The organism is Streptomyces afghaniensis (genome assembly GCF_044327915.1).
Lineage (GTDB): Bacteria > Actinomycetota > Actinomycetes > Streptomycetales > Streptomycetaceae > Streptomyces > Streptomyces afghaniensis.
Genome location: NZ_JBIRGJ010000004.1, coordinates 380,807 through 404,811, shown reverse-complemented (window position 1 = coordinate 404,811; position 24,005 = coordinate 380,807). Strand labels below are relative to the sequence as shown.

22 protein-coding genes and 1 pseudogene are annotated in these 24,005 nt (G+C 70.1%); 14 read left to right on the top strand and 9 right to left on the bottom strand.

Annotated elements, in window-relative coordinates:
* Positions 1-123: 123 nt before the first annotated feature.
* Together ACH4G3_RS16440 and ACH4G3_RS16435 are read left to right on the top strand one after the other, a co-directional pair.
* Positions 124-906 (top strand): TIM barrel protein, encoded by a 783-nt coding sequence (locus ACH4G3_RS16440; protein ID WP_397625102.1) that lies wholly within the window; start codon positions 124-126, stop codon positions 904-906.
* A 357-nt stretch (positions 907-1,263) separates the two neighbouring features.
* The gene (locus tag ACH4G3_RS16435) at positions 1,264-2,289 is read left to right on the top strand and encodes a LacI family DNA-binding transcriptional regulator (protein ID WP_397625101.1); all 1,026 of its coding nucleotides are present in this window, start codon (positions 1,264-1,266) and stop codon (positions 2,287-2,289) included.
* Between the two features lie 145 nt (positions 2,290-2,434).
* Here ACH4G3_RS16435 and ACH4G3_RS16430 read toward each other — a convergent pair whose 3' ends face one another.
* From ACH4G3_RS16430 to ACH4G3_RS16420, 3 genes are all read right to left on the bottom strand, one after another.
* Positions 2,435-2,974, bottom strand: a complete 540-nt coding sequence (locus ACH4G3_RS16430; protein ID WP_397625100.1) for a cupin domain-containing protein — start codon at positions 2,972-2,974, stop codon at positions 2,435-2,437.
* 62 nt (positions 2,975-3,036) lie between these two features.
* Positions 3,037-4,089 carry a phosphotransferase family protein gene (locus tag ACH4G3_RS16425; protein ID WP_397625099.1) on the bottom strand — a complete coding sequence of 351 codons (1,053 nt, stop codon included), beginning with the start codon at positions 4,087-4,089 and terminating at the stop codon, positions 3,037-3,039.
* Entirely contained in the window at positions 4,086-5,090 is a 1,005-nt protein-coding gene (locus ACH4G3_RS16420) for a C-terminal binding protein (protein ID WP_397625098.1), read from the bottom strand. The genes ACH4G3_RS16425 and ACH4G3_RS16420 overlap by 4 nt, the downstream gene beginning before the upstream one ends.
* Before the next feature lie 744 nt (positions 5,091-5,834).
* Here ACH4G3_RS16420 and ACH4G3_RS16415 point away from each other — a divergent pair.
* The gene (locus ACH4G3_RS16415) at positions 5,835-7,103 is read left to right on the top strand and encodes an MFS transporter (protein ID WP_397625097.1); all 1,269 of its coding nucleotides are present in this window, start codon (positions 5,835-5,837) and stop codon (positions 7,101-7,103) included.
* Between the two features lie 171 nt (positions 7,104-7,274).
* Here the strand turns inward: ACH4G3_RS16415 and ACH4G3_RS16410 are convergent, their stop codons facing one another.
* Positions 7,275-8,054: a fumarylacetoacetate hydrolase family protein gene (locus ACH4G3_RS16410; RefSeq protein ID WP_397625096.1), complete on the bottom strand. Its 780-nt coding sequence runs from the start codon at positions 8,052-8,054 to the stop codon at positions 7,275-7,277.
* Positions 8,055-8,237: 183 nt separating this feature from the next.
* On the opposite strand from ACH4G3_RS16410, the gene ACH4G3_RS16405 reads away from it, so the two are divergent.
* Positions 8,238-9,272: a LacI family DNA-binding transcriptional regulator gene (locus tag ACH4G3_RS16405; protein ID WP_397625095.1), complete on the top strand. Its 1,035-nt coding sequence runs from the start codon at positions 8,238-8,240 to the stop codon at positions 9,270-9,272.
* Between the two features lie 238 nt (positions 9,273-9,510).
* On the opposite strand, the gene ACH4G3_RS16400 is transcribed toward ACH4G3_RS16405, so the two are convergent.
* Positions 9,511-10,104 (bottom strand): NADPH-dependent FMN reductase, encoded by a 594-nt coding sequence (locus tag ACH4G3_RS16400; RefSeq protein WP_397625094.1) that lies wholly within the window; start codon positions 10,102-10,104, stop codon positions 9,511-9,513.
* Positions 10,105-10,635: 531 nt separating this feature from the next.
* Between ACH4G3_RS16400 and eno the strand changes: the two genes are divergently transcribed.
* The 6 genes from eno to ACH4G3_RS16370 all read left to right on the top strand — a co-directional run bounded on the left by eno (position 10,636) and on the right by ACH4G3_RS16370 (position 17,087).
* Positions 10,636-11,946, top strand: coding sequence for a phosphopyruvate hydratase (gene eno / locus ACH4G3_RS16395; protein ID WP_397625093.1), 1,311 nt, complete (start codon positions 10,636-10,638; stop codon positions 11,944-11,946).
* Between the two features lie 62 nt (positions 11,947-12,008).
* Positions 12,009-13,013: a VOC family protein gene (locus ACH4G3_RS16390; protein ID WP_397625092.1), complete on the top strand. Its 1,005-nt coding sequence runs from the start codon at positions 12,009-12,011 to the stop codon at positions 13,011-13,013.
* A 38-nt stretch (positions 13,014-13,051) separates the two neighbouring features.
* Positions 13,052-13,603: a carboxymuconolactone decarboxylase family protein gene (locus tag ACH4G3_RS16385; protein WP_397625091.1), complete on the top strand. Its 552-nt coding sequence runs from the start codon at positions 13,052-13,054 to the stop codon at positions 13,601-13,603.
* A gap of 140 nt (positions 13,604-13,743) precedes the next feature.
* On the top strand, positions 13,744-14,841 hold the full coding sequence (locus tag ACH4G3_RS16380; RefSeq protein WP_397625090.1) for an alcohol dehydrogenase catalytic domain-containing protein: 1,098 nt from the start codon (positions 13,744-13,746) through the stop codon (positions 14,839-14,841).
* A 154-nt stretch (positions 14,842-14,995) separates the two neighbouring features.
* On the top strand, positions 14,996-15,904 hold the full coding sequence (locus ACH4G3_RS16375) for a LysR substrate-binding domain-containing protein (RefSeq protein ID WP_397625089.1): 909 nt from the start codon (positions 14,996-14,998) through the stop codon (positions 15,902-15,904).
* Positions 15,905-16,220: 316 nt separating this feature from the next.
* Positions 16,221-17,087 (top strand): 3-hydroxybutyryl-CoA dehydrogenase, encoded by an 867-nt coding sequence (locus ACH4G3_RS16370; protein ID WP_397625088.1) that lies wholly within the window; start codon positions 16,221-16,223, stop codon positions 17,085-17,087.
* Between the two features lie 52 nt (positions 17,088-17,139).
* Here the strand turns inward: ACH4G3_RS16370 and ACH4G3_RS16365 are convergent, their stop codons facing one another.
* Positions 17,140-18,105, bottom strand: a complete 966-nt coding sequence (locus ACH4G3_RS16365; RefSeq protein WP_397625087.1) for an AraC-like ligand-binding domain-containing protein — start codon at positions 18,103-18,105, stop codon at positions 17,140-17,142.
* A gap of 222 nt (positions 18,106-18,327) precedes the next feature.
* On the opposite strand from ACH4G3_RS16365, the pseudogene ACH4G3_RS16360 reads away from it, so the two are divergent.
* The 4 genes and pseudogenes from ACH4G3_RS16360 to ACH4G3_RS16345 all read left to right on the top strand — a co-directional run.
* Positions 18,328-18,537: pseudogene (locus tag ACH4G3_RS16360) on the top strand (acyl-CoA dehydrogenase family protein); the annotation flags it as partial.
* A gap of 17 nt (positions 18,538-18,554) precedes the next feature.
* Positions 18,555-19,505, top strand: coding sequence for an acyl-CoA dehydrogenase family protein (locus ACH4G3_RS16355; protein ID WP_397625086.1), 951 nt, complete (start codon positions 18,555-18,557; stop codon positions 19,503-19,505).
* The gene (locus tag ACH4G3_RS16350; protein ID WP_397625085.1) at positions 19,502-19,996 is read left to right on the top strand and encodes a flavin reductase family protein; all 495 of its coding nucleotides are present in this window, start codon (positions 19,502-19,504) and stop codon (positions 19,994-19,996) included. The genes ACH4G3_RS16355 and ACH4G3_RS16350 overlap by 4 nt, the downstream gene beginning before the upstream one ends.
* Before the next feature lie 212 nt (positions 19,997-20,208).
* Positions 20,209-20,949, top strand: a complete 741-nt coding sequence (locus ACH4G3_RS16345) for a class I SAM-dependent methyltransferase (RefSeq protein ID WP_397625084.1) — start codon at positions 20,209-20,211, stop codon at positions 20,947-20,949.
* Positions 20,950-20,980: 31 nt separating this feature from the next.
* Here ACH4G3_RS16345 and ACH4G3_RS16340 read toward each other — a convergent pair whose 3' ends face one another.
* The 3 genes from ACH4G3_RS16340 to ACH4G3_RS16330 are packed head-to-tail and all read right to left on the bottom strand — an operon-like array spanning position 20,981 to position 23,963.
* On the bottom strand, positions 20,981-21,946 hold the full coding sequence (locus ACH4G3_RS16340; protein ID WP_397625083.1) for an electron transfer flavoprotein subunit alpha/FixB family protein: 966 nt from the start codon (positions 21,944-21,946) through the stop codon (positions 20,981-20,983).
* A 33-nt stretch (positions 21,947-21,979) separates the two neighbouring features.
* Complete coding sequence (locus ACH4G3_RS16335) at positions 21,980-22,762, bottom strand: electron transfer flavoprotein subunit beta/FixA family protein (RefSeq protein ID WP_397625082.1); 783 nt, start codon at positions 22,760-22,762, stop codon at positions 21,980-21,982.
* Positions 22,763-22,787: 25 nt separating this feature from the next.
* On the bottom strand, positions 22,788-23,963 hold the full coding sequence (locus tag ACH4G3_RS16330; protein ID WP_397625081.1) for an acyl-CoA dehydrogenase family protein: 1,176 nt from the start codon (positions 23,961-23,963) through the stop codon (positions 22,788-22,790).
* Positions 23,964-24,005: the final 42 nt, after the last annotated feature.

Below are 24,005 nucleotides of genomic sequence, written 5' to 3'. Positions count from 1 at the left end.
TACTGGAACGTTATAGCAACCTCTCCCACCCAACACTTGACACAGCCCCGCGACGGCTGGCGTACTGCTCATTGATGTGTAGAACGTTCTAGTCTCCGGACGTCCGGAGAGAGGAGAGCCGCGATGTACGCACTGGCGGTCTGCGCGGAGATGGTCTTCCGCGACCTGCCGATCGAGGAGCGCTCCCGGCGTCTCCATGAGGCCGGCTTCCAGGTCGAGATCTGGGACTGGACGAAGCACGACCTCGACGCCCTCGCCCGGACTCCCGCCGAGTTCGTCTCCATGACGGGGTACGTGAGCGGCACCCTCACCGACGAGGACGGCGCCGCAGAACTGCTGCGCACGGCCGAGGAGTCGCTCAAGGCCGCCGAGCACCTGGGCTGCACCCGGCTGAACCTCCACGGAACCGGACTGGACGGCCAGGGGCTGCCCGTGGCGCCGGTGCACGCGGAACCCACCGACGCGATGTGGACGGCCGCGCAGCGCACCCTCACACGGATCGCCGAGCTCGGCGAGAACGCCGGGGTCACCTTCACCCTGGAGAACCTCAACACCGCGGTCGACCACCCCGGCGTGCCCTTCGCGAAGGCCGCCGACACCCTCGCGCTGGTCGCCGCCGTGAACCGGCCGGGGCTGCGCATGAACCTGGACCTCTACCACGCCCAGATCGGCGAGGGGAATCTGATCGAACTCGTCCGCAAGGCCCACGGCGCAGGACTCATCGGGGAGATCCAGGTCGCGGACGTACCGGGCCGCTGCGAACCCGGCACGGGAGAGATCAACTACCCGGCGATCGCCCGGACGCTGGCCGACATCGGTTACGAGGGCACCGTCGCCATGGAGGCGTGGGCCTCCGGCGACAGCGAGGCCGCGCTAGAGCGCTTCCGGGCCGCCTTCACTCTCTGACAGCAGCGGCCGCGGGACATCCGTCCGCCTCGCACCCACGCACCATCGCAATCGCCACCACCACAGCCGCGAGATCTGCCGCTGCCGGCCTGCGATCGAGACCGGCCTCCGCCCCGACGAGATCCACCCCGTCGGCGCGCTATCCCCATCGTGGCGCAGCCGAACCGATGGCCCCTGCCCCGCGCTGCCCGAGACCGGGGCGGCGGGGGCTGCAGCCGGTGAGCAGATGCGCTGGGCAGCGATCCGCATCCCTCCGGTGGCCTCGCCGGCCCCGGGCACCACTCCTCCGTCCCAGCGTCGGGCTAGAACGTTTTACAATCGGTGCCCAAGATACGACCCCCGACCAGGGAGGACACAGTGCCGACGACCCCGGCGGCCCCCGACGGCAAGCGGCCGACGCTCGCCGACGTGGCGGCACGGGCAGGGGTGTCCACGGCGCTGGTCTCCATTGTGATGCGCGGGGCGAAGGGCGCCAGCGCCGCCACCCGTGAGCGCGTCCAGGAGGCCGCGCGCGAGATCGGTTACCGCCCGGATGCCCGCGCGCGACTGCTGCGCAGCCACCGTTCGCGACTGCTCGGGGTGCAGTTCGGCATCCAGCATCCGTTCCACACCGACCTGGTGGAGGGCATCTACGCGGCGGCCGAACCGGCCGGGTACCAGATCGCGCTGAGCGCCGTGACCGCCGGGCGCGGCGAGCAGCGCGCCGTCGATACGCTGCTCGCCGATCGCTGCGAGGCGCTGATCCTGCTCGGCCCGCAGGTCCCCGCCGCACGGCTGGCGGAACTCGCCGGGCAGTTGCCGGTCGTCTCCGTGGCCCGCCGGCTGCGACCGGCCGTCCCGGGCCTGGAGGTCGTACGGACCGCCGACGACAAGGGAGCCCGCCAGGCGGTGGACCACCTCGTCGGGCTGGGTCACCGCGACATCGCCCACATCGACGGCGGCCGGGCCCCGGGCGCTGCCGACCGGCGCCGCGGCTACCGCACCGCCATGAACCGCCACGGCCTGGGTGACCACATCCGAGTCCTGCCCGGCGGGCTGACCGAGGAGGAAGGCGCCGCGGCCGCCCGAACCCTGTCGGCGGCCCGGCCTCGCCCCACTGCCGTGCTGGCCTTCAACGACCGCTGTGCGACCGGTGTCCTCGACATCTTGCTCCGCAGCGACATCGCGGTCCCCGGTGACATCTCCGTCGTCGGCTTCGACGACAGCCACCTGGCCCGCCTCGCCCACATCAACCTCACCACCGTCGGCCAGGACATCCCTCGCCTCGCCGCACTCGCCGTCGCCCGGGCCGTCGCGCGCCTGGATGGCGACCGGATCCCTGCCGGAGAACAGATCATCGCCCCCCACCTCGTCGTCCGGGGAACGACCGCACCGCCCCGCTGAACCCTGCCCCGGGCGCGCCCGGTTGGAGTGACGCTGTCGCGTCAGTCGGTCCTCCGTCGTACGGAGGGCTCGCCGCGGACGCCGGTGTTCACAGCCGGCCAGCCCCGACCAGCCCTCTGCACGAGCCCCTGGGGCGAGAAACCTGTCAGGCTCGTTCGCCGTCGTGCGGGACGCCGACGAGGACGAAGGCCATCGTGGTCGGTCGGTCGCCGTGATTGCGCCAGGCGTGGCGGGTCCCGTTCTGGATCACGATGTCCCCTGCCGAGAGCCGGGTCTGGTGGCCGTCGTCGAGTTCGAGGACGATCTCGCCCTGCAGCACGATGCCGTAGTCGACGGTCGGCGTGGTGTGCATGCCGCCGGGCTCGATGAGTTCCGCGATGCCGGGCGAGTCGGCCCGCTGCTCCCGGTCGAAGGCGACGGGGTCGAAGGCCGGGTCGGCCATCGCGGTGTCCGGCGGGAAGGTCAGCACGATGAACCGTGTGCCGCCTGGGGCCGGGAGCAGGCTGGTCACCTTCGGCGTGGGGTCCTCCCCCGACCGGCTGACCGGTTCGCCGGGGTCGGTGGCCCACGGCAGGCGGGACACCCAGCCCGGCAGGCTGGTGAACTCGCGGCTGCGCGGAACAGGGCCGTCGCTGACGACGACCGACCTTCCGTCCTCGTCATGGCCGGTGACGACTCTGCGCATGTGTCTCTCCTCGGTCGGGTCCGCCGGATGCGTCGAACCCGTCGGTCAGTCGGGCCGGTCGGTCAGTCGGGCCGGTCGGTGCCGGGCTCGGTCAGGGTCGTCAGCGCGGTGGTCCACGCGTCCAGCGTGTCCTCCACCGTCGGGGCCGGTGCCCGGAGCAGGGCGGATGCCGCCGTGCGGACGAACCGCCGGTGCCGGTCCTGCGTCAGGTACTCCACCGGGGACTTGCCGTCCACGCGCGCGAGCAGCAGTGCGGGCAACAGGGACGCGGCCCGTGCCTCGATGGCGGGCCGGGGCTCCCAGTCGACGCACCGGACGTATGCCTCGGCCAACGTGCGCGCGGACCGCAGGAGGCCGGCTCGGTGCCCGGGCAGCACCAGGCTCTTCAGGAGCAGATGGTTGACGCAGAAGGCGAGGTCGAAGGCCGGGTCTCCGTACCAGGCGCACTCGGCGTCCAGCAGCACGGGACCCGACGGGCCGACGAGGATGTTCTTGGGGCTGACGTCACCGTGAACCAGGGCCAGGTGGGTGGTGGTCGTGCGCTCGGCGAGGCTGTGCAAGATGTCGCTGAGGGCCGGGTGGGCGGCCGCGGTGGCGAGCAGATACGGCTCGATGCGCAGTGCGTGGAAGTTGTCGTCGGTGGCGAACTCGGCGGCCAGGGACGCGTCGCCCGCGCTCGCCGCGTGCAGCATGCCGAGTGCCTCTCCGACGGCCGCCGCGGTCGCCACGTCCACCTCGCCGCGGAGCAGTTGGGCCTTCCACATCGGGTATCGCTCGGGGGGCAGATACGCCATGGCGAAGAGGCCGGCTCCGGGGTCGTGGGCGAGGAGCTCCGGCACAGTCTCCGGTCGGTGTCGGGACGCGAACCGCATCCACGCCCATTCGTAGGCGTTGCGTGACACCGGTGCCTGCCAGTCGGCGGCCACCTTCAGCCGGGCCAGTGCGCGCTTGACGCAGAGGGAGCGTCCCGGCAGGTCCACCCGCCACAGGTCGGACGAGACACCGCCGGCGAGCGGGGTCCAGCGCGCGCTCTCACCGGGGTCGGCGAGTTCGTGGGCGGTCAGAAAGCCGGACAGCGCGGGGTCCGGACATGCCTGCACGGAGGCGGGACTCATCGCTGCTCACCCGGCCCGGTGGTCAGGCCACGGGGGCTGTTGCAGGCGTGGGCCGGCGGCTCGCCTGCCAGGATCCGTACGACTTCTTCGGCTGCGCGGCGGCGCAGCTCCGTCACCGAGGCGTCGGAGGAGAAGGCGACGTGGGGGGTGATCAGCGCGCCCGGCTGGTCCAGCAGCGCGGCGGGCACGTGCGGTTCGGATTCCAGTACGTCGAACGCGGCTGAGTCGAGGTGCCCGCTGTCGAGCGCCTTGACGACGGCGTCGGTGTCCACCAGAGGGCCCCTGCTGACGTTGACCAGCAGGCCGCCCGGCTTCATGAGCGCCAGTTGCTCGGCGCCGATGATGTGGTGCGTGCCGGGGGTGAGCGGCACGTGGAGGATCACCACGTCGCTGCGGCGCAGCAGTTCCTCCAGGCCCGCCCACTCCACCCCCGGGGCGTCCTTCGGCGGGAAGGGGTCGTGGGCCAGGATGCGGCAACCGAACGCGCCGAGCTTGGCCGCGGTGGACCGTCCGATGCGTCCGAAGCCGACGATGCCGCAGGTCAGCGTGGACAGCCGGCGCAGCCGGGCGCTCGCGGGGTCCCATCGCCCGGCTCTGACCTCGCGGTCGAACACCGCCAGGCCCCGCGTCCAGGCGAGCACCATGCCGACGGCGTGGTCGGAGACCTCCTCGACGCAGTAGTCCGGAACGTTGGTGACCCACGCACCCCGCTCGGTGGCGGCTTCCACGGCGATGTTGTCCAGGCCGACGCCGAGCCTGGCCACGATGCGCAGGTCGGGTGCGGATTCGATCGCGGTGGCGGAGACGGGTGCCCAGCAGGTGAGGATTCCGGCGGGCCGGTGCTCGGCGACCAGTTCCTCGATCGCCTCGGCGGAGGCGGGTACGGCGGGGCCCGTCACCAGGGTGTGGCCCGCCTTCTCGATGACCGATCGCTCGACGGAGTCGTCGGGCCAGGCGTAGTCGGTGAGCAGCACGGTGCCCGAACGGCTCGGTGAAGTCATGGCAGGTCGTCCTCGCAGGAATCGTACGGCAGCGGCGGGTGTCGGGCCCGATCGTGCCCGGTGAGCGATGTGATCGCCGCCCCGCAAGGGGCCGGCAGCCTGTCCGACGGGACTGCCGGCCACCACAGGTGGAGCGGAGAGGGGATGGGTTCGCTGAACTCGGTTCGGTGCCGGCGCTCGCCGACTTGTGGTCGGTCCGGGCGTCGCGGTACGTCCCTGGAACGGGTCACGAGCGGCCGGGGCGCGTCGCATCAATCTGTCATAGCCACGTGATGCTAACGATAGCACCAGGATTCTGCGGCACGTCAAGGTTTCGGCCTGTGCTCCTGGGGCGACATCCTCCCGGCTGGCCTCTGCCACAGCCCGGATTGCCGATACTCCTGGTGAAAGCGACTACCGGCGAAGAAATCCTCTCCCCACATCTTGACGCGCCGGGTGCTTGCCTTCATGGTTTCTGCCAGCGCCGACCGTGTGACCGCCAAGTGTCCGCACGATGTCCGGCTGTCGAAGACGCCATAGCCACGGACGTCCCCGACGGGCGAAGTCGGGCTGAATTCCGCAGACGGTGTCCGACCGCGCGGCAGCCTACCGCCCCCCGATCCGCCGGTTTTTTCGGCAGCATTTCGCCGTCGCCGGCACGAGTCCGTGTTCAGCTCACCGCTTCTCGCCACCTCCCGTACGCGCAACGTACCGGTGGTGGATCCACCGCGGCACGCCGCGACCCATTCCCTCTCAGGAGCCGCTATGACTCACGCAGCGCAAGTCGACACCAGTGCAGGGCACATCGGCGAGGCACAGGAAAGCAGCCGCCCCTCCCTTTCCCGCGTCATGATCGGGGTCGGCTTCCTTCTGGTGGTCCTCTCCTACATGGTCAACGCGATGGACCGCCAGGTCTTTCCCCCGCTGCTGCCCGCCATCCGCGCGGAGTACGGGTTCTCCCTGGAGCAGGGCGGGCTGCTGGCGACGAACTTCACTCTCGGCATGGCCCTGGCAGGCCTGCCCGCCGGCTACCTGCTGGACCGCTTCCGCCGCAAGACCGTGCTGCTGGTCAGCATCGTGATCTACTCCCTGGGCACGATGGCCACACCGCTGGCGACCGGCTTCGCCGACATGACCCTGTACCGGATCGTCTCCGGCTTCGGCGAGGGCATGCAGTCCGCCGCCATCTTCGCGGCGGTCGGCGCCTTCTTCGCTCACCGCCGCGGCCTCGCCTTCGGCATCATCGGCGTGGGCTACTCCCTCGGCGTGTTCATCGCCCCGCTCATCGGCGTCCGCCTGATGAACGCGCACGGCACCTGGCACTCGCCCTTCTATCTGTTCGGCGCGGCCGGACTGCTGATCGCTGCCGCCTCCCTGTTCCTCGTGAAGACCGGCCTGACCGAGCACTCCGTGGAGAAGACGGTCTCGACCAGGACCTTCGAGTACATGCCGACCTCCCCCTACAACCGCAACACCATCGCGCTGGTGATCCACTCGATCGTCAGCGGTGTGGCCATCTACGGGTTCCTCGGCCTCTACCCGACGTACCTCATCACCTCGCTGCACTACACCCCCGAGCAGGCCGCACTGGCCATGAGCCTCCTCGGCTTCGGGGGCATGACGGCCCTCTTCGGCGGCTGGCTCGGCGACCGCGTCAACCAGCGCACCCTGCTGATGGTGAGCCTGCTGGCCGTCTCCGCGGTCAGCGTGTGCATCTACACGACGCAAGCCGGAGTCGGCCTGCAGTGCGTGTTCGCCTTCCTCATGGGCGCCTTCGGACTCGGCTTCATCTATCCGAACACCAACAGCGCGATGCAGCGGGCCGTCCGTCCCGCGCAGATCGGACGCGCCTCCGGCCTCTTCGTCACCAGCTACTACGGAACGGCAGCTTTCTCGGGCCTGTTCTTCGCCGCCCTGGTGGACTCGTTCGGCTGGAGCCGGGCCGGGTTGCTGCAGGTCACAGCCCTGCCGTTGGTGGGCGTCGCCGCCCTGGCCTTCGTCCGCACCTCACTGTTCAACAACGCGGTCCGCTGACGGGCCGGCCCTTGGAGATCCGTCACCTGTGTCGCACCAGCCGATCGGCTGGTGCGACACGGGTTTCCGGTGACAGAGCGGGGGCCCTGCGCCGATATACGTCAGGGCCTGTTCCACCGCCGAGCGGTGGAACAGGCCCTGACGAGCGGTCGCCCGGTGGGCTTCCTCGGTTCAGGCGCCCTCGGCCACGACCGGGCTGCGCAGGACGCCGATGCCCTCGATCTCCACCTCGACCTCGTCCCCGGGGCGGATCGGCCCGACACCGGACGGCGTTCCGGTCATGATCGCGTCTCCGGGCAGCAGCGTCAGATAGCGGCTCAGGTAGGCGACGAGGTCGGGCACGGCGAGCAGCAGGTCGGCCGTGCTCGCCGACTGCGCGACGACGCCGTTCACCCGGGTCGTCAGCGCCAGGTCCGAGGGGTCGAGTCCGGTGGCGATGACCGGTCCGAGAGGAGCGAACGTGTCCTGCCCCTTCCCGATCAGCAGCGTTCCGAACGCGCTTTCCCTGCGCTGGACGATACGGTCGCTGACGTCATTGCCGCATGTGTAGCCGAGGATGTACTCATGGGCCTCGGAAGCCTTCACGTGGCGGGCTTCCTTTCCGATGACGGCCACCAACTCGCCTTCGAAATGAATGAGTTCACCGTCCGCCGGATAGACGATGGCGTCGCCGGATCCGACGACGGCGGTGCTCGGCTTCATGAAACACACGGGAACTTCCGGGATGTCCCGGTCGGTCTCGTCGATGTGTGCGGCGTAGTTGTAGGCGAACCCGAAGATCCGCGGGCTTTCGAGTGGCGGGAGAACGACCACGTCACCGACTTCGTCGACCTGCCCCGTGGGGGACATCCCGGTAAAGGGATCGCCTTCGTATCTCGCGATCCTGGCGTCACCGTCTTCGAATTCTCCGTAGTGACACACACCGTCGACGGCATACCTGACGATCCTCACGGAAACCTCCGCAACTAGGCAGCCGCGGGCGGCTGCAAGGGCCCCTCCAGTAGTGCTAACGTTAGCATAAGCCAGTGATCAACTCCGCTGTCCCGTTTTCCGGTCTCGGAGCGCGATGGGATTGCTATCGTTGGCACGCGGAAAGCAATGGCACCGGACCAGTCGCTCGAGGGAGCCGCTTACGTGATCACGACCAGGGACATCGCCGAACGCCTCGGGGTCTCCGTCTCGACGGTCGGCCGGGCGCTCTCCGACGACCCCCGCATCAGCGAGGAGACCAAGTTCCGGGTCCGCCAGGCCGCGTCCGAGATGGGTTACGTGGGAAACCGTGCGGCGCGGATGATGCGGGGAGCGTCGAGCAACGTGGTCGCGTTGGTGATCCCGGACATCCGCAACAGCTTCTACTCGACCATCGCGCATCAGCTGTCGAAGAACATGCAGGCCGAGGGCTTCCAGCTGATGCTCTCGGAGACCGACGACGACCGGATGGTGGAGCTGCGCCATCTGCGGGAACTGTCCGCCAACCGCGTCGCGGGCGTCATCATCGTGCCCACCGCGCGCCCGCACGGCGACTCCGTCAAGCTTCTGCGCACGCTGCCGCACCTTCAACTACTGCGCCGCCACCCCGCCCTCGGCTCCCAGTGGTTCGGCGTGGACGACCACGAGGCCCTGCGTCAGGCAACCGCCCACCTGGTGGAGCTGGGCCACACCCGCATCGCCTACATGGGCGGGCCCGAGGAACTGCCCACGGGCGCCGAGCGGCTGCGCGGATTCCGCAGCGCCCTGCGCGAAGGCGGCCTGCCGGACGACGCCGGGCGCACCGAGCTGTGGCCCCCCTCGTCCGTGGACCACGGCCGCCGGGCGACGCGCCGACTGCTGGACGGCCCGGACGCGCCCACGGCACTCGTCCTGGGATCGACCCAGCTCACCCTGGGTGTGCTGGAGGAGTTGTCCGAACAGGGCGTAAAGGTGCCCCGGGAGTTGTCCGTGGTGGGGTTCGGGGACGAACCGGGCTTCTCCTGGTGGGGGCCGGGGCTCACCACGACCGGCCTGCCGATCCAGGAGATGGCCACCGGCTGCGCGCTGTGGCTGATGCGCCGCCTCAAGACCACGCCGGACAACGACGGACCGTACACGTCGGTCTCCCTCGGATCGCTGGTCCTGCGCGGCAGCACGGCGCCCCCTGGCGCGGCGACGACCACTTCGCGGCGCGGCTGAGGCACTGCCGGGCCGGGGCCCCGGTCCATGCGGTGGCTGCCCCGCCGCCCCTCGACCCGGGGGGGCGGGGCCCCACCCGGCTCGCCCGGTCCGTGAACCCGCCCCCCACCCGGCTGCTCGGTCAAGCCGGCACGCCGGCACTCACGCGAAGGGCGCCCGGAGCGCTTCGCTCCGGGCGCCCTTCGCGTCGCCGGTCACGTCGGTCACCTCGGTCAAGCCGGTTCACGTCAGTACGCCATCAATGCGTTCCGCCACGCAACCCGCGCATGACGGCGGCGGTACGGGCGAGTTCCTCGAGCACCTGCTCGGCGGCGGTCTCGTGTATCTTGCCGGGCCGGAAGACGCCGTCCGCGACGACTTCGTTGACGAACGGAATGCTCACGGTCGGGCCGATCGGCAGCATCCTGAGGTTCGCCACCACCTGCTTGGCCATCTGCACCGCCCGGGTGCCCGCCGACACCCCGCCATAGCTGACGAACGCGGCCGGCTTGTGCTGCCACTCCACGACGAGGTAGTCCCAAGCGTTTTTCAGCGGGGCCGGGAAGCCGCCGTTGTACTCCGGGGTGACGAAGACGAACGCGTCCGACGCGTCCACGATCCGGCTCCACTCCACGGTATGGCTCTTGGTGTACTGCCGCAGCACCGGCGGGTGCGGCTCGTCGTAGAAGGGCAGAGACAGTTCGCGCAGATCGACGAGGTGCGACTCGAACCCTTCGTGTTCCGCGGCCTTGGCGGTGAACCAGTCCGCGACGGATCTGCCCACGCGTCCAGGACGTGTGCTGGCGACAACCGTGGTGAGGGTCATCGGCCTCGCCGAGGGCTCGGATGCCATAAGGGGCTCGCTTTCGTTGTCGGCAACGGTCCGGTCCGGCGGACCCGCCCCCGCCTGTGCTGTCCGTCCGTCCAGAAGGAGTGCGGGTCCGCCGGAGTATCTGTGCCGGGGCGACAGATTGTGCGAACGATAGCACTCGCCCGAAGGCGCGCCAATGCCGCAAGAGCAATCAGCGGCCCCCACCGAACATGACGCCGCCTGCCCCTTGACAGGACCGTCGGCGCTTCGCAGGATTGCGCTATCGTTAGCATTCATCAGCCGCGATAGTCGGGCAACCCCCGTCATCGCCCTGCGCCCCGGATTCCATCGCCGGCCGCGCCGCGACCTTGAAGACAGCGGTACGGCCCTGCTCCCGTGTCCGGCGTCGTGGTACTGGTCCGGGTGTCGCACCGCGGAGCCCGCCCTCTCCCGCCGCCGGTCGGCAAGGGATCCTCCCTTCGCCTCCTGCCGCAGGTATCCGTCCCGCCCTGAAGGCACGGACGCCGGTACCGGCCCCCCTCATCGCCCCGAACTCCGAAAGGTCGCACTGTCATGACAGACACGCGGATCGCCAAGCTCCACGGTCGCAGGGTGTGGGACTCACGCGGTCGGCCGACCGTCGAGGTCGAGGTCCACCTCGCGGACGGCGCGATCGGGCGGGCCATCGCACCCGCGGGGGCCTCGACGGGGCAGGGCGAGGCGCTCGACCTGCGCGACGGCGGTGACCGCTTCGGCGGACTCGACGTCCGGCGCGCGGTGGCGGCGGTCAACCGCGAGATCGCGCCCGCCCTGCCGGACCTCGACGCGGCCGACCAGGAGGCAGTCGACCGCCTTCTGGTGGACCTGGACGGAACTCCCGACCGCGGCCGTCTCGGCGGCAACGCGATCGTGGCCACGTCCATGGCCGTCCTGCACGCCGCCGCCGCTTCGGCAGGGGTACCGCTGTGGAAGCACCTGGCGGGCGAAAGGCCGGTACGAATCCCGCTGCCCGAGATCCAGATCTTCGGCGGCGGCGCCCACGCGGACCGCCGCGTCGACGTCCAGGACTTCATGGTGGTCTGTCCCGCGGCGCGGAGCTTCTCCGAGGCGCTGGACTGGACGGCGGAGATCTACCGGGCGGCCGGGAGCCTGATGCGCGCCGCCGGCAAGGCCCAGGGAGTCGCCGACGAGGGCGGCTTCTGGCCCGCCTTCGACTCCAACGAGGAAGCGCTGGAGACGCTGAGCCTCGCCATCGAGAGCGCGGGGTTCTCCCCCGCCACCCAGGTCGGCATCTCTCTGGACGTCGCGGCCTCGCAGTTCGGCAGTGCCGGCAAGTACACCCTGGCCCTGGACGACCGGACACTGGACACCGAGGCGCTGATCGACATGCTGGGCGGCTGGATCAGGCAGTACCCGATCCTGTCCGTCGAGGACCCGGTGGGCGAGGACGACCACGACGGAATGCTGGAGTTCACCCGGCGCCACGGCCGCCACTGCCAGGTGATCGGCGACGACTACCTCGTCACGAACGCCAAGCGGGTGGAGGCCGCGGCCACCGGCGGAGCGGTGAACGCCGTCCTCATCAAGCCGAACCAGGCCGGCACGGTCACGGAGGCGTTCCAGGCCCTGCGGGCCGGAAAGGAAGCCGGCTTCGGCACGATCGTCTCTGCCCGTTCCGGGGAGACCGAGGACATCACCATCGCCCATCTGAGCGTCGGCTGGGACGCCGGCCAGCTGAAGGTGGGATCCTTCACCCGCTCCGAGCGCATGGCGAAGTGGAACGAGGTTCTGCGCATCGAGGAGTCACTCGGTGATTCCGCCGAATTCAGCGGCTGGTCCGCGTTCCCGTTCGCCGATCCCGCGTCCATTGCGTCCAGGCCCTGAATCGGCTTCGGAGCATTAAAGTCATTCGAATTCCAAAAGCCGATCCGAGCACGGAGACCAGCATGCTGCCACCCGTCAATCTGCGCCCGAGTTTCAACATCACCCGCTCCAGTCACGTCCGTCTCACGGTCGCCGATCTGGCCGAGAGCCGGAACTTCTACGTGAACGCGCTGGGCCTCGTCGTCAGCGACGAGGACGAACGCACCTGCTACCTCCGCGGCCTGGCCGAGGCGTGCCACCACAGCCTCGTGCTGGAGCTGGACGAGGAGGGGGCCGGATCCTGCAGGCGGGTCGGCTACCGGGTCTTCTTCGACGAGGACCTGGACCTCGCGTACGCCTGGTTCCGCGAGCGGGGGCTGCCCGCCGAGTGGGTCGACGCCCCGTACCAGGGCCGCACCCTGCACGTGAGCGACCCCATCGGCACCCCGCTCGAACTCTGCGCGCACATGGAGACCCGGCCCCGGCTGCACATCGACTTCGCGTCCTACAAGGGCGCCCACGCGCAGCGGCTGGACCACTACCAGATCTTCGCGCCCGACACCTACGAGCTGTGCGCCTTCTACAGCGAGCTCGGCTTCCGCAACTCGGAGTACCTGGAGCACGGCGACAAACTGCTGGGCGCCTTCATGTACCGCAAGGGCACCTGCCTGGACCTGGCGATCGTCGAGAACACCGGGCCCGCCCTGCACCACTTCGCCTACACCGTCTCCGAGAGCCGCGACATCTTCACCGCCTGCGACTGGGCGGGCATCCTCGGCTACGGCGACGGGGTGGAGCGCGGCCCCGGCCGGCACGGGCCGGGCGGAATGCTCTTCGTCTACCTCCGCGACCCCGACGGCCACCGGGTGGAGGTCTTCAACAGCCACTACCAGACGATCGACACCGAGATCGAGCCCGTCCGCTGGGACGCCGCGTCGCTGAGCACCAACGCCCGCTGGGGTCTGCCGGCCCTGGAGAAGTGGTACTTCGAGGCGTCGCCCTTCGTCGGCGCGCCGCTGATCCCGCCGGCCGAGCTGCCGAAGCCGATGTCACTCGAACGTTTCCTGCTGGAGCAGTCAGCCCCCTGACCCGGCCCTTTCACCCTTACGTCACCCGAGGAGACACCATGGCACGAGTGCCCTACCTGAACCGCGAGGACGCGGACCCGGCACAGAAACCCCTGTACGACCGGCTGGAAGCCGAACGCAAGGTACCGACGGCGAACATCTTCCTCGCCCTGGCCAACGCGCCGGCCCAGCTGGACGCCTTCCTGACCTACGCCAACTCGCTGCGAGCCGCCGACCTCAGCCCCCGCTTGCGGGAACTGGCGATCCTGACCGTCGGCTACGCGACCCGGTCCGCCTACGAGGTCGCGCACCACCAGTCGCACGGGCTCAAGGCCGGGCTCACAGAGGAACAGCTCGCGGCGGTACCCGACTTCGAGTCTTCGGGCCTGTTCGACGACACGGAGAAGGCGGTGATGCGCCTCGCCAAGGAGTCCACGCTCCAGGTCGACGTCTCCGAGCAGACCTGGCGTGCCGCCGCCGACCTGCTGACGGACCGGCAGATGGTCGAACTGTCGTTGTCCATCGCCTGGTACAACTCCGGCGTGCGCATCATGGGACTGCTGGACATCGACCTCGAGGAAAACTACCCGAATCCCTTCCCGAATTCTTGAGACTCGGCGCCGTAAAGGCCCCTCGATACATGAGAAGTGACAGCCGAGCCGCCGGTCCGCCGCCTCGGTCGCCGAAAAGTTTCCTCCGCCCCTCGCTCCGTCGGGACGGAGTATTTCCAAGGAGTATTTCAATGGCGAAAATGCTCGCTGCACGACTGCACGCGCTCGGTGAGCCGATGTCGATCGACAGTATCGACGTGCCGACCCCGCGGGCGACCGACGTGCTGGTGCGGGTCAAGGCGTGCGGAATCGTGCCGAACATGGCCAACGTGATCAACAACTGGCCCACCTGGTTCCCGCACCAGCCGCTGCCCAAGTTCCCCGCGATCTTCGGTCTGGACGCCGCGGGTGTGGTCGAGGCGGTCGGCGAGGCGGTGCTGCACACCAAGCCAGGAGACCGGGTGTACGTCAACCCGCTGCGTGGGTGCGGCAGTTGTCAGGTGTGCCGGGGCGGTGAACTGAGCCGCTGCCGCTACTTCACGCTGAACGGTTACTTCAGCACCTCCCGCGACGGCCAGCGGATCTTCGACCTGTATCCGTACGGCGGTTTCTCGCAGTACATGACCGCACCCCAGTCCTCGATCGTCAACCTCCCCGACAACATGACGTTCGAGCAGGCCGGCAAGCTCGGCTACATCGGCACGTCCTACGGCGCCCTCAGGAACGCCGCGGCCGGCCCCGGCCAGGTCGCGCTGATCGACGGGGTCACGGGCACCCTCGGTGTCGCGTCGACCCTGCTCGCGCTCGCCTCCGGCGCCTCCCGGGTCCTCGGGACCGGCCGCAACGAGACACTCCTCAAGCGGGTCCGGGAACTGGACCCGGAGCGGATCGAGGTCATGCGGCTCGGCGACGGCTCGACGGGTGAGTGGGCCAAGTCCCGCACCGGCGGCGAGGGCGCGGACTACGTGATCAGCGCACTGGGCGCCAAGGCCCCGGTGGAGACGATGCTCGACTCCATGCAGGGCGTCCGCCGCGGCGGCAGGGTCGTCAACGTCGGGGGGGTCGCCGACCGGCTGCCCGTGGACGTGAAGTGGCTCATGGACGAACAGGTGCAGCTGATCGGCTCCAACTGGTTCTCCACCGCGCAGGGGCAGGAACTCGCCGCCATGGTGGCCACCGGCGCCCTGGACCTGTCGTACCTGCAGACCAAGCCCTTCCCGCTGGCCAGGGTCAACGAGGCGATCTCGGGGCTCGAGGACCGCGACGGCGGATTCAGCAACTACGTCGTCATTCCCTGAACCGCCACCGGCCACGCTGCCGACGGCCCCTGCCCCTAACTCACCCCGCGGCGATCCTGTTCTGCCCTGACGAGCGCCGCGGGGTGTGCTCACCACAGGCCGTACACACAACCCGTTCTCGCCTCGGAACAGGCCCGACGGGATGGAGGAGCCGATGGAACTGCGCTGGCTGGAATCGTTCGTCATCGTCGCGGAGGAACTGCACTTCGCACGGGCGGCCGACCGTCTGCACCTGGCCCCCTCGGCTCTCAGCGCCCAGGTCAGGGCACTGGAGTCACACCTCGGTGTGCGGCTCATCGACCGCGGACGGCGTACCCGCCCCGCGCTCACCAGCGCCGGGCTGCTGTTCCTCGAAGAGGCGCGGCTGACCCTCGCCCAGGCCGCCCGGGCCGAGGCCATAGGCCGGCGCGCCGGTCGCGGGGAACTGGGTCACGCCCAGATCGCGTACGTCGCCTCGGCCGCGTTCTCCGGGGTGCTGACCGATGTCCTCACCCGGTGCGCCGCTCCCGGCACCGAACTGACGGTACAGGTCCGCGAGCTGGAGACACCCGCCCAACTGGAGGCGCTGGTCTGCGGGGACATCGACGTCGGATTCCTGCGCTTCAGGCCGGAGTACCCGCCCGAGGTCACGGCCACCCGCCTGCTCACCGAGGACGTCGTCCTGGCCCTGCCGGCCGGCGCCCCGCTGGCGGCCTACGAGGCGGTACCGGCGGCACGGTTGCGTGACGAGTGCTTCGTCGCCCCGCACTTCGACGAGGAGTACGGCTGCCGCGACCAGATCCTCGAAGTGGCGGAGCGAGGGGGCTTCAGCCCGCGGTGTGCTCCCCCGGTACGGGACTTCATAGCCGCCCTGACCATGGTCGGCGGAGGTCTCGCGGTCGCCCTGGTCCCCGATTCGCTGCGCCGCGTCCAGATCCCGGGGGTGGCCTACCGTCCGCTGGCCGACGTGGCGCTGACGACCAGTCTGGTCGGCGCCTTCCGCAGGGGCGAGACCTCGCCCGCGGTGCGCGGTGTGATCCGCCGTCTGCGGGAGGCGGCTGCCGCCACTGTCACCGCCGGCTGATACCGCCGGTTCCGCGTCCGGAGTCTGTCCAGAAGGACCTCGGCAGCTCCGTCATGTCTGTCTCGGAGGGCGCCGGCCTCGATGTCCGCGCCCTCCTCCTCGTGCTCGCGCCCCGGCCGACTTACCCTCCCCCTCGTGATCGGCCGACTCCTCCGGACGCGCCGGAGCGACACCGTACCGACGCATGTTTGTGCGCGGAAAACGCATCATCAGCGCAGGTCACAGGGGTGGTCCCCGGCCTACCCTCGACACCGCGGCACAGAGCGTCACGGCGTCGGAAAACCGCCGCCGGACGCGGGAACAGGCGGAGGAGCACATGACATCGATCAAGCACGTGGGCGTCGTCGGCGCCGGGCAGATGGGCCGGGGCATCACCGAGGTCTGCGCCCGGGCCGGGCTGCACGTCACCTTGTGCGACGTCACCGACGACAGGGCCCGTGCCGGGCTGACGGGCGTCGCCGACTCACTGCTCAAGGCGGAGAAGCACGGCGCCATCGGCCCGGAAGACCGCGCCCACGCCCTCGCCGGAATCTCGGTCACCGCCGACCTCTCCCTGCTGTCCGGCGCTGACCTGGTGATCGAAGCCGCCGTCGAGGACGAGCGGGCCAAGACAGAGCTGTTCCAGCAGTTGGACAAGGTGGTCACCAACCCGTCCGCCGTGCTGGCCAGCAACACGTCCTCGATCCCCATCGCCCGGCTCGCGGCCGTGACCGGACGTCCCCAAGCTGTGGTCGGCCTGCACTTCTTCAACCCGGTCCCCGCCATGCCGCTGGTCGAGGTGATCCCCTCAATGCTCACCTCCGAGGCCACGGAACAGCGCGTACGCGCCTTCGCCGCCGAGACCCTGGGCAAGAAGACGATCGTCACTCAGGACCGCGCGGGATTCGTGGTCAACTCCTTGCTGATTCCCTACCTGTTGGCAGCGGTGCGCATGGTCGGTTCCGGCACCGCGACGGCCGAGGACATCGACACGGGCATGACCGCCGGCTGCGCCCACCCCATGGGCCCGCTGCGCCTGGCCGACCTCATCGGCCTGGACACGGTGGCGGCGATAGGCGAAGCCCTGTACGAGGAGTACCGCGAACCGCTGTACGCCCCGCCCCCGCTGCTGCGCCGCATGGTCGAGTCGGGCCTGCTGGGCCGCAAGTCGGGACAGGGGTTCTTCAACTACCAGGCAGCCTGAGGGAACTACCGGGTGCCTGAGGGCACCGGCGACCTGGGCCGGCGTTCCCGTACTACGGCCGTTGGCGCCGTCGTCCGGCCGCGCGCGCAGCCCGGGGGCTCATGCCGTAGGCCGCCTTGAAGGCGTGGCTGAAGTGGGCCGGGTCGGAAAAGCCCCAGCGTCCGCCGATGGCGCCGACCGGGAGGTGGTCCATGGCCGGATCGGCGAGGTCGCGCCGACACCGGTCCAGACGCTGTTCCCGGATCCAGCCCGAGACGGTGTGCCCCTCTGCGGCCAGCAACGTGTACAGGTAGCGGCGGGAGATGCGGTGGGCGGCCGCGATGCCCTCGGGGCTCAGTCCGGGGTCGGCGAGCCGCTCCTCCATGTAGGCGAGGAGGCGCTGGGTGAGCACGCCCGGGCCGTCCTCCTCGGTGCTCCGGTCCGCGCCCGCCTGCTCCGCGAGCAGGGTTCCGATCAGGCCGACGACGTGGTCGGCGAGCCGGGGCGTGCCACGGGACTCCAGGTGTGCCATCTGCCGCGCCAGCCCGTACAGAAGGGGCTGTACGACTTGGCCGAGCCCGTCGCGGCACGGCACCGGTGTCGCCGTCACCCGCGTCAGATCCCGTTCCGTGATGGGCAGCATGGTGCGGGGGAACATCAGGACGAGGCCGGTGTGGGACTGCCGCAGGTCGTAGGTGAAGGGCGAGCGGGTGTCGTAGACGACCAGTTCGCCGGGGCGCACCCGGGCCTGACGATCTTTCTGGGTGAGCACTCCCTGCCCGCTGAGCTGCAGCGTGAGCTGGAGGAGGTCGGGCGCGTCGGAGGCGATGTGCCGTCGGGTGCGCGCGACGCTGTGCGGTTCGGCCGTGATGACCGACATCTGTACCTGGCCCACCTGCGCGGCGTGCAGCGACGCGCGGAAGTCGGCGCACTCGCGCGGCAGGACCGTCATGGGCACGAGACTCCGGCTGACGGCGTCCCGCCAGGATTCCAGTCTCTCGCCGGCCGTGGCATCGCTCGGCGTCGTCATCCGGGGCATGCGGCTCTTCTCCATCCTGTCAGGAGGCCGGAGTCGACCAGCGGGACGTTCCTTCGCCGTGGCCGCCCAGGAGCTGTTCTCAGCTAAGCAAAAACCTGTGCGCCCGCATACAAGCAGGGCTTGTGCTCCGCCCCACATCATTCGGGCAGTGAACGGGACGCGTCGGCGGCCCTTCAGTCACCGGCGGTCGTCTCCGACCGCAGGCAATCACAAGGACACATCATGACGACATTGCTCCAGCCCCCCGCACCCTCCGACCGGACGGCCGACGACAGCGTGCTCGGCCGTGTCCGCGCGCATCTGCCCGAGATAGCGGCGCGGTCGGCCGAGGCCGAGGCGGCCCGGTCGGTTCCCGCGGAGATCATCACGGCCCTGCGTCACGCCGGCGTGTTCCGCATGAGCCTGCCCACGGCGTGGGGCGGCTCACAGCTCGACCTGGTGGAGAGCGAGTGGTCCGGGAGATCTCGCGTGCCGACGGCTCGACCGGGTGGACCGTGCAGGCGGCCTCGATGGCCTGGTTCTTCGTGCGGTCGCTGCCTGGGGAGACGCTCGAGAAGGAGGTCTTCGGCGACGGCGCCGACCTGATGCTCCGTGGGGCGATCGCCCCGAAGGGGACGGCGAAGGCAGTAGCGGGCGGCTACCGGATCAGTGGCCGCTGGCCGCTGGCCAGCGGCTCGTTCACCCCGGACTGGATACTCGCGGGCTTCGTGGTCGAAGGCGCACCGCCGCTGCCCGACGGGCGCCCCGACATGCGGGTCGCGCTGATCCGCCCTGAGCACGTGACCTTCCTCGACACCTGGGACGCGGTGGGCCTGCGTGCCACGCAGAGCACCGACTTCACCATGGACGACGTCTTCGTGCCGGAGCGCTTCACGGGCCCCCTGTCGGGCGGCAACAACATACCCGCTCCCTTCTACGACCTGCCGTACACGGCCACGGGCGCCTCGCACGACGCCGTCATCGTCGGCTGTCTGGAGGGTGCGCTGGGCGATCTAGCCGAACTGGCCGCCACCAAGCGGCCGGCGTTCAACCCGAGGGTGGTCATCGGTGAGGATCCGGTGTTCCAGGAGAAGTTCGCCGAGCTGCACCTGCGTACGACGGCACTCGACGCCCTGCTGGAGCGGACCGGCCGTACGGTCATGGACCGGGCCCTGGCGGGAGACGAGCCCACCCCGGCCGAGTGGTTCGGCTACACCGGCAGCCATCAGCACATCCATCACGAGGGCATCCGGATCCTCAACGAGATCATGACGCTGTCGGGCAGCTCCGGGCTCTACAGCTCCAGCCCCCTGCAGCGTCGCTGGCGCGATGTCCGCTGCGTCTCCCAGCATGTGGCCGGCAACAACGGCTCGATGCGTCGTCTGGGCGCGGTCCTGTCGGGTCAGGAGGTCACCGGATGAGCCCGCTCGTCGCGACACCGACGGATCCCGCCGTGCTGCGCCAGGCGTTCGGCTGTTTCCCGTCCGGGGTGACAGCCCTGTGCGCGCTCGACTCCGGTACGCCGGTGGGCATGGCCGCGAGTACGTTCACCCCGGTCTCCCTCGACCCCCCTCTGGTGTCGGTCTGCGTCCAGGACACCTCGTCGACCTGGCCGAGGTTGCGCAGCCAGAGCCGTCTGGGCCTGAGCGTGCTGGCCGAGGGACAGGACCTGGTCTGCCGCTCACTGGCCGGCAGGGGCGGGGACCGGTTCGCGGAGGTCGACTGGGAGGCCGGCGAGGACGGCAGCGTGTACATCCGCCGTGCCAACCTCTGGTTGGACTGCTCGCTCCACGCCGAGTTCCCCGGAGGGGACCACACCATCGTCGTGCTGGAGATCCACGGTCTGAAGGCCGAACCCGACCGTGCGCCACTGGTCTTCCACGGCAGCCGTTTCCGGCGCCTGGCCGCATGACGACCGGTTGACCGGCCCGCGGGAGCTCCCCGGCCTGTTCGGTGCACGCACCCCGGGTCGAGGAGCCCCCGCTGCCTTCCCGCACTGGCGGCGCCGGGGCAGCCAGGGCTCGTCCGGCGGATCATGGGCCGGGCCAGGGCCGGTCCGAGGCGGGGGCCGGCCAGTCCCTAATCGTGTTGACCGTCTCAGGCATGCAGTGCTGGAGTCGGCACGTGGACAGCATCCCCGCCAACCGGCGGCTCTGGAACCAGATCAGCAGCGCCTACCAGCACAAGCACGACCCGCACATCGGCGCCGCACCCCGGCTGTGGGGCATGTACTCGATCCCCGACGCGCACCTGCGCGCCCTGGGCGACGTCACCGGCAAGCGCGTCCTCGAACTCGGCTGCGGTGCCGGCCAGTGGTCCAGGGCACTCGCCGACGAGGGCGCCACCGTGGTCGGGCTCGACCTGTCCGAAGCCCAACTCGCCGCAGCGGCCCGCGCGATGGGAGCGGCCCGCTACCCGCTGGTGCAAGGCGCCGCCGAACAACTGCCCTTCGCCGCCGACAGCTTCGACCTGGTGTTCTGCGACTTCGGTGGGCTCAGCTGGGCGCCCCCGCACCTGGCCGTGCCGCAGGCCGCACGCGTCTTGAACCGGGGTGGGCGCCTGGTGTTCAACGTCGCCAGCCCATGGTTCGAAGCTTGCTACGACGAAGCCGCCGGCCGCGTGACCACGACGCTGCAGCAGGACTACTTCGGGCTGAACACGATCGCCGAAGGCGACGGCGCGACCAGCTATCAGCTCACCTACGGCGACTGGGTCAGGGTCCTGCGCGGCGCGGGTCTCATCATCGACGACCTCATCGAGCCGCGGCCCGAACGCGGAACACTCAACGGCTACAACGAAACCGACCCGCCCGACTGGGCACACCGCTGGCCGGCGGAACTGCTCTGGGTAACCCACAAACCGTAAGTTCCGCCGCGCCTACGACGGCCTGCCCACGTCAGCCGGCTGTGCGGCGGGCTGCCACTTCCCGCGTGAGCTGGGGCGCCACCGCGAACAGGTCTCCCACCACGCCGTAGTCGGCGAGTCCGAGGATCGGGGCCTCCGGGTCTTTGTTGACGGCGACGATCGTCTTGGAGGTCTGCATCCCGGCGAGGTGCTGGATGGCCCCGGAGATACCCAGGGCGACGTACAGCTGCGGGGAGACGGACTTTCCGGTCTGCCCGACCTGGAACTGGTGCGGGTAGTACCCGGCGTCGACCGCGGCGCGTGAGGCGCCCACCGCACCGCCCAGGGCGTCGGCAAGCTCCTCCACCACCTTGAAGCCGTCCGCTCCCCCGACACCACGGCCGCCGGAGACGACGACGCCCGCCTCGGTGAGCCCCGGCCGGTCGCCCGTGGCTGCGGCGCGCCTGGCAGTGACACGGGCGGACGCGGCGGGGTCGGCCGCCGGCAGGGCGAGCGTCCGCTGCGCGGCCTGCCCCGGATGCTCCTCCGGTTCGAAGGCCCCCGGGCGTACGGTGATCACCGGCACGCCCTCGGTGACCTGCGAGCGCACGGTGTACGACCCGCCGAAGACGATCTGGGTGGCCACCCCGGAGGAGTCCAGGTCGACGGCGTCGATCAGCAGCCCGGCGTCCAGCCGCGCGGCGAGACGCCCGGCCACCTCGTTGCCGTCCGTCGTCGCGGAGACCAGAACGGCGGCGGGAGAGGCTTCCCGGGCCGCGAGCTGCAGGGCATCGACGGCGGGCGTGGCCAGGAACTCGGCCGCGTCGGTGGATTCCGCCGCGTGGACGGTTGTGGCGCCGTACCGGGCCAGGGACTGCGCGAGGCGGTCCGCTGTGCCGGGGGTTCCCACGACGACTGCGGCCGGGTCTCCCAACCGCCGTGCGGCGGCGAGGAGTTCGTACGTGGACTTGTGGACACGTTCCCCGTCGTGGTCGACGAGGACGAGGACATCGGGCATGGGGTGCCTGCTTCTTGTTGCGGAGCGATTCGATCAGAGGAGCTTCTGGGCAATCAGGTGTTCGACGAGCTGCCGGCCGGCCGAGCCGTCGTCCGTGACACGGATCCCCGCGACCCGGGCCGGACGCGGCACGGCCTCCACCACGCGGGTGCGGGTCACTCGGAACCCGGCGTCATCCGCGTCGGGGAACAGGTCGTCGAGGTCGACCGTCTCCACCGGCTTCTTCTTGGCGGCCATGATCCCCTTGAACGAGGGGTAGCGCGGCTCGTTGATCTTCTCGGTGACGCTGACCAGCGCGGGCAGCGATGCCTCCAGCGTCGCCTCGCCGGTGTCGGTCTCGCGTTCGGCTCGCACGCGTCCTCCGTCCACGTCCAGTTCGCGCGCATGTGTCAGCTGCGGCAGACCGAGCAGGTCGGCGACGATGGCGGGGACCGCGCTCGCCTGTCCGTCGGTGGTCGCGTCGCCCGCCAGGACCAGGTCGACCTCCTCCACCGTCCCCACGGCGGCCGCCAGCACCTTGGCGGTGGTCACCACGTCGGCGCCGTGGAGCCGGTCGTCGCAGATGTGGATCGCGCGGTCGGCACCCATCGCGAGTACCTTGCGGATGGCGTCGAGGGCGGAGTCGGGCCCCATGGACACGACGGTGACCTCGGCGTCCGACGACTCCTTCAGCCGCAGGGCCTCTTCCGCGGCGCGTTCATTGATTTCGTCGAGCACCAGGTCGGCACCCTCGCGGTCAAGGGTGTGATCGTCGGCGGACAGGGTGCGTTCGGCTCCGGTGTCCGGTACCTGCTTGACGAGTACGACGATGTTCACGGTCGTCTTCCTTCAGCCGGGGCGGTCAGCGGAACGCCGGGTATCCGGTGATCGCCTGACCGACGACCAGCGTGTGCATCTCGTTGGTGCCCTCGTAGGTCATCACCGACTCCAGGTTGTTGGCGTGGCGCAGCGGCGAGTACTCCAGGGAGATGCCGTTGGCCCCCAGCACGGTGCGGCATTCACGCGCGATGGCGATCGCTTCGCGCACGTTGTTGAGCTTGCCGACGCTGATCTGCTCGGGCCGGATGCGGTGCTGGTCCTTGAGCCGGCCCAGATGGACGGCGAGCAGCGCGGCGTTGCCCAGGGACACACTCATGTCGGTGAGCTTCTTCTGGGTGAGCTGGAAGGCGCTGATCGGCTTGTCGAACTGAACGCGGGAGTCGGCGTACTCGATGGCCGCCTGGAGCGAGTCACGGGCGGCGCCGACCGCGCCGAACAGGATGCCGAAGCGGGCCTCGTTCAGGCAGGACAGCGGTCCGCGCAGGCCCTCCGCCAGCGGCAGGCGCGCCGATTCCGGCAGCCGTACGTTGTCGAAGTACAGCTCGGAGGTGATCGAGGCACGCAGCGACATCTTGTGCTTGATGTCCTGCGTGGTGAAGCCGGGAGTGCCACTCGGCACGAGGAAGCCACGGACGCCGTCCTCGGTCTGTGCCCAGACGGTGGCCACGTCGGCGATGCCGCCGTTGGTGATCCACATCTTGGAGCCGTTGAGGATCCAGTCGTCGCCGTCGCGGACGGCCCGCGTGCGCATCCCGGCGGGGTTGCTGCCGAAGTCGGGTTCGGTCAGGCCGAAGCAGCCGATCGCCTCGCCGGCGGCGAGCCGGGGCAGCCACTGAAGCTTCTGCTCCTCCGAACCCCACTTCCAGATGGAGAACATCGACAGCGAGCCCTGCACCGAGACGAAGCTGCGGAAACCGGAGTCCGCCGCCTCCAGTTCCAGGCAGGCCAGGCCATAGGAGACGGCGTTGGTGCCGGCGCAGCCGTAGCCCTCCAGATGCATGCCGAGTACGCCCAGCTTGCCGAGTTCAGGGGCGAGTTCGCGGGCGAAGTGCGCGTTCTCGAACCACTCGCCGAGGTGCGGGCGCACCCGGTCGGCGAGGAACTTGGCGACGGTGGCCTGGATCTCCCGTTCCTCGTCGGTGAGGGTGGAGGAGAAGTCGAGCAGGTCGAGCGGGTCCTTCAGCGGCTTGCGGCTCATCGTGGGCTCCTTGCGGTGGCGGTGGCGGTGGTGGGTGAGGTC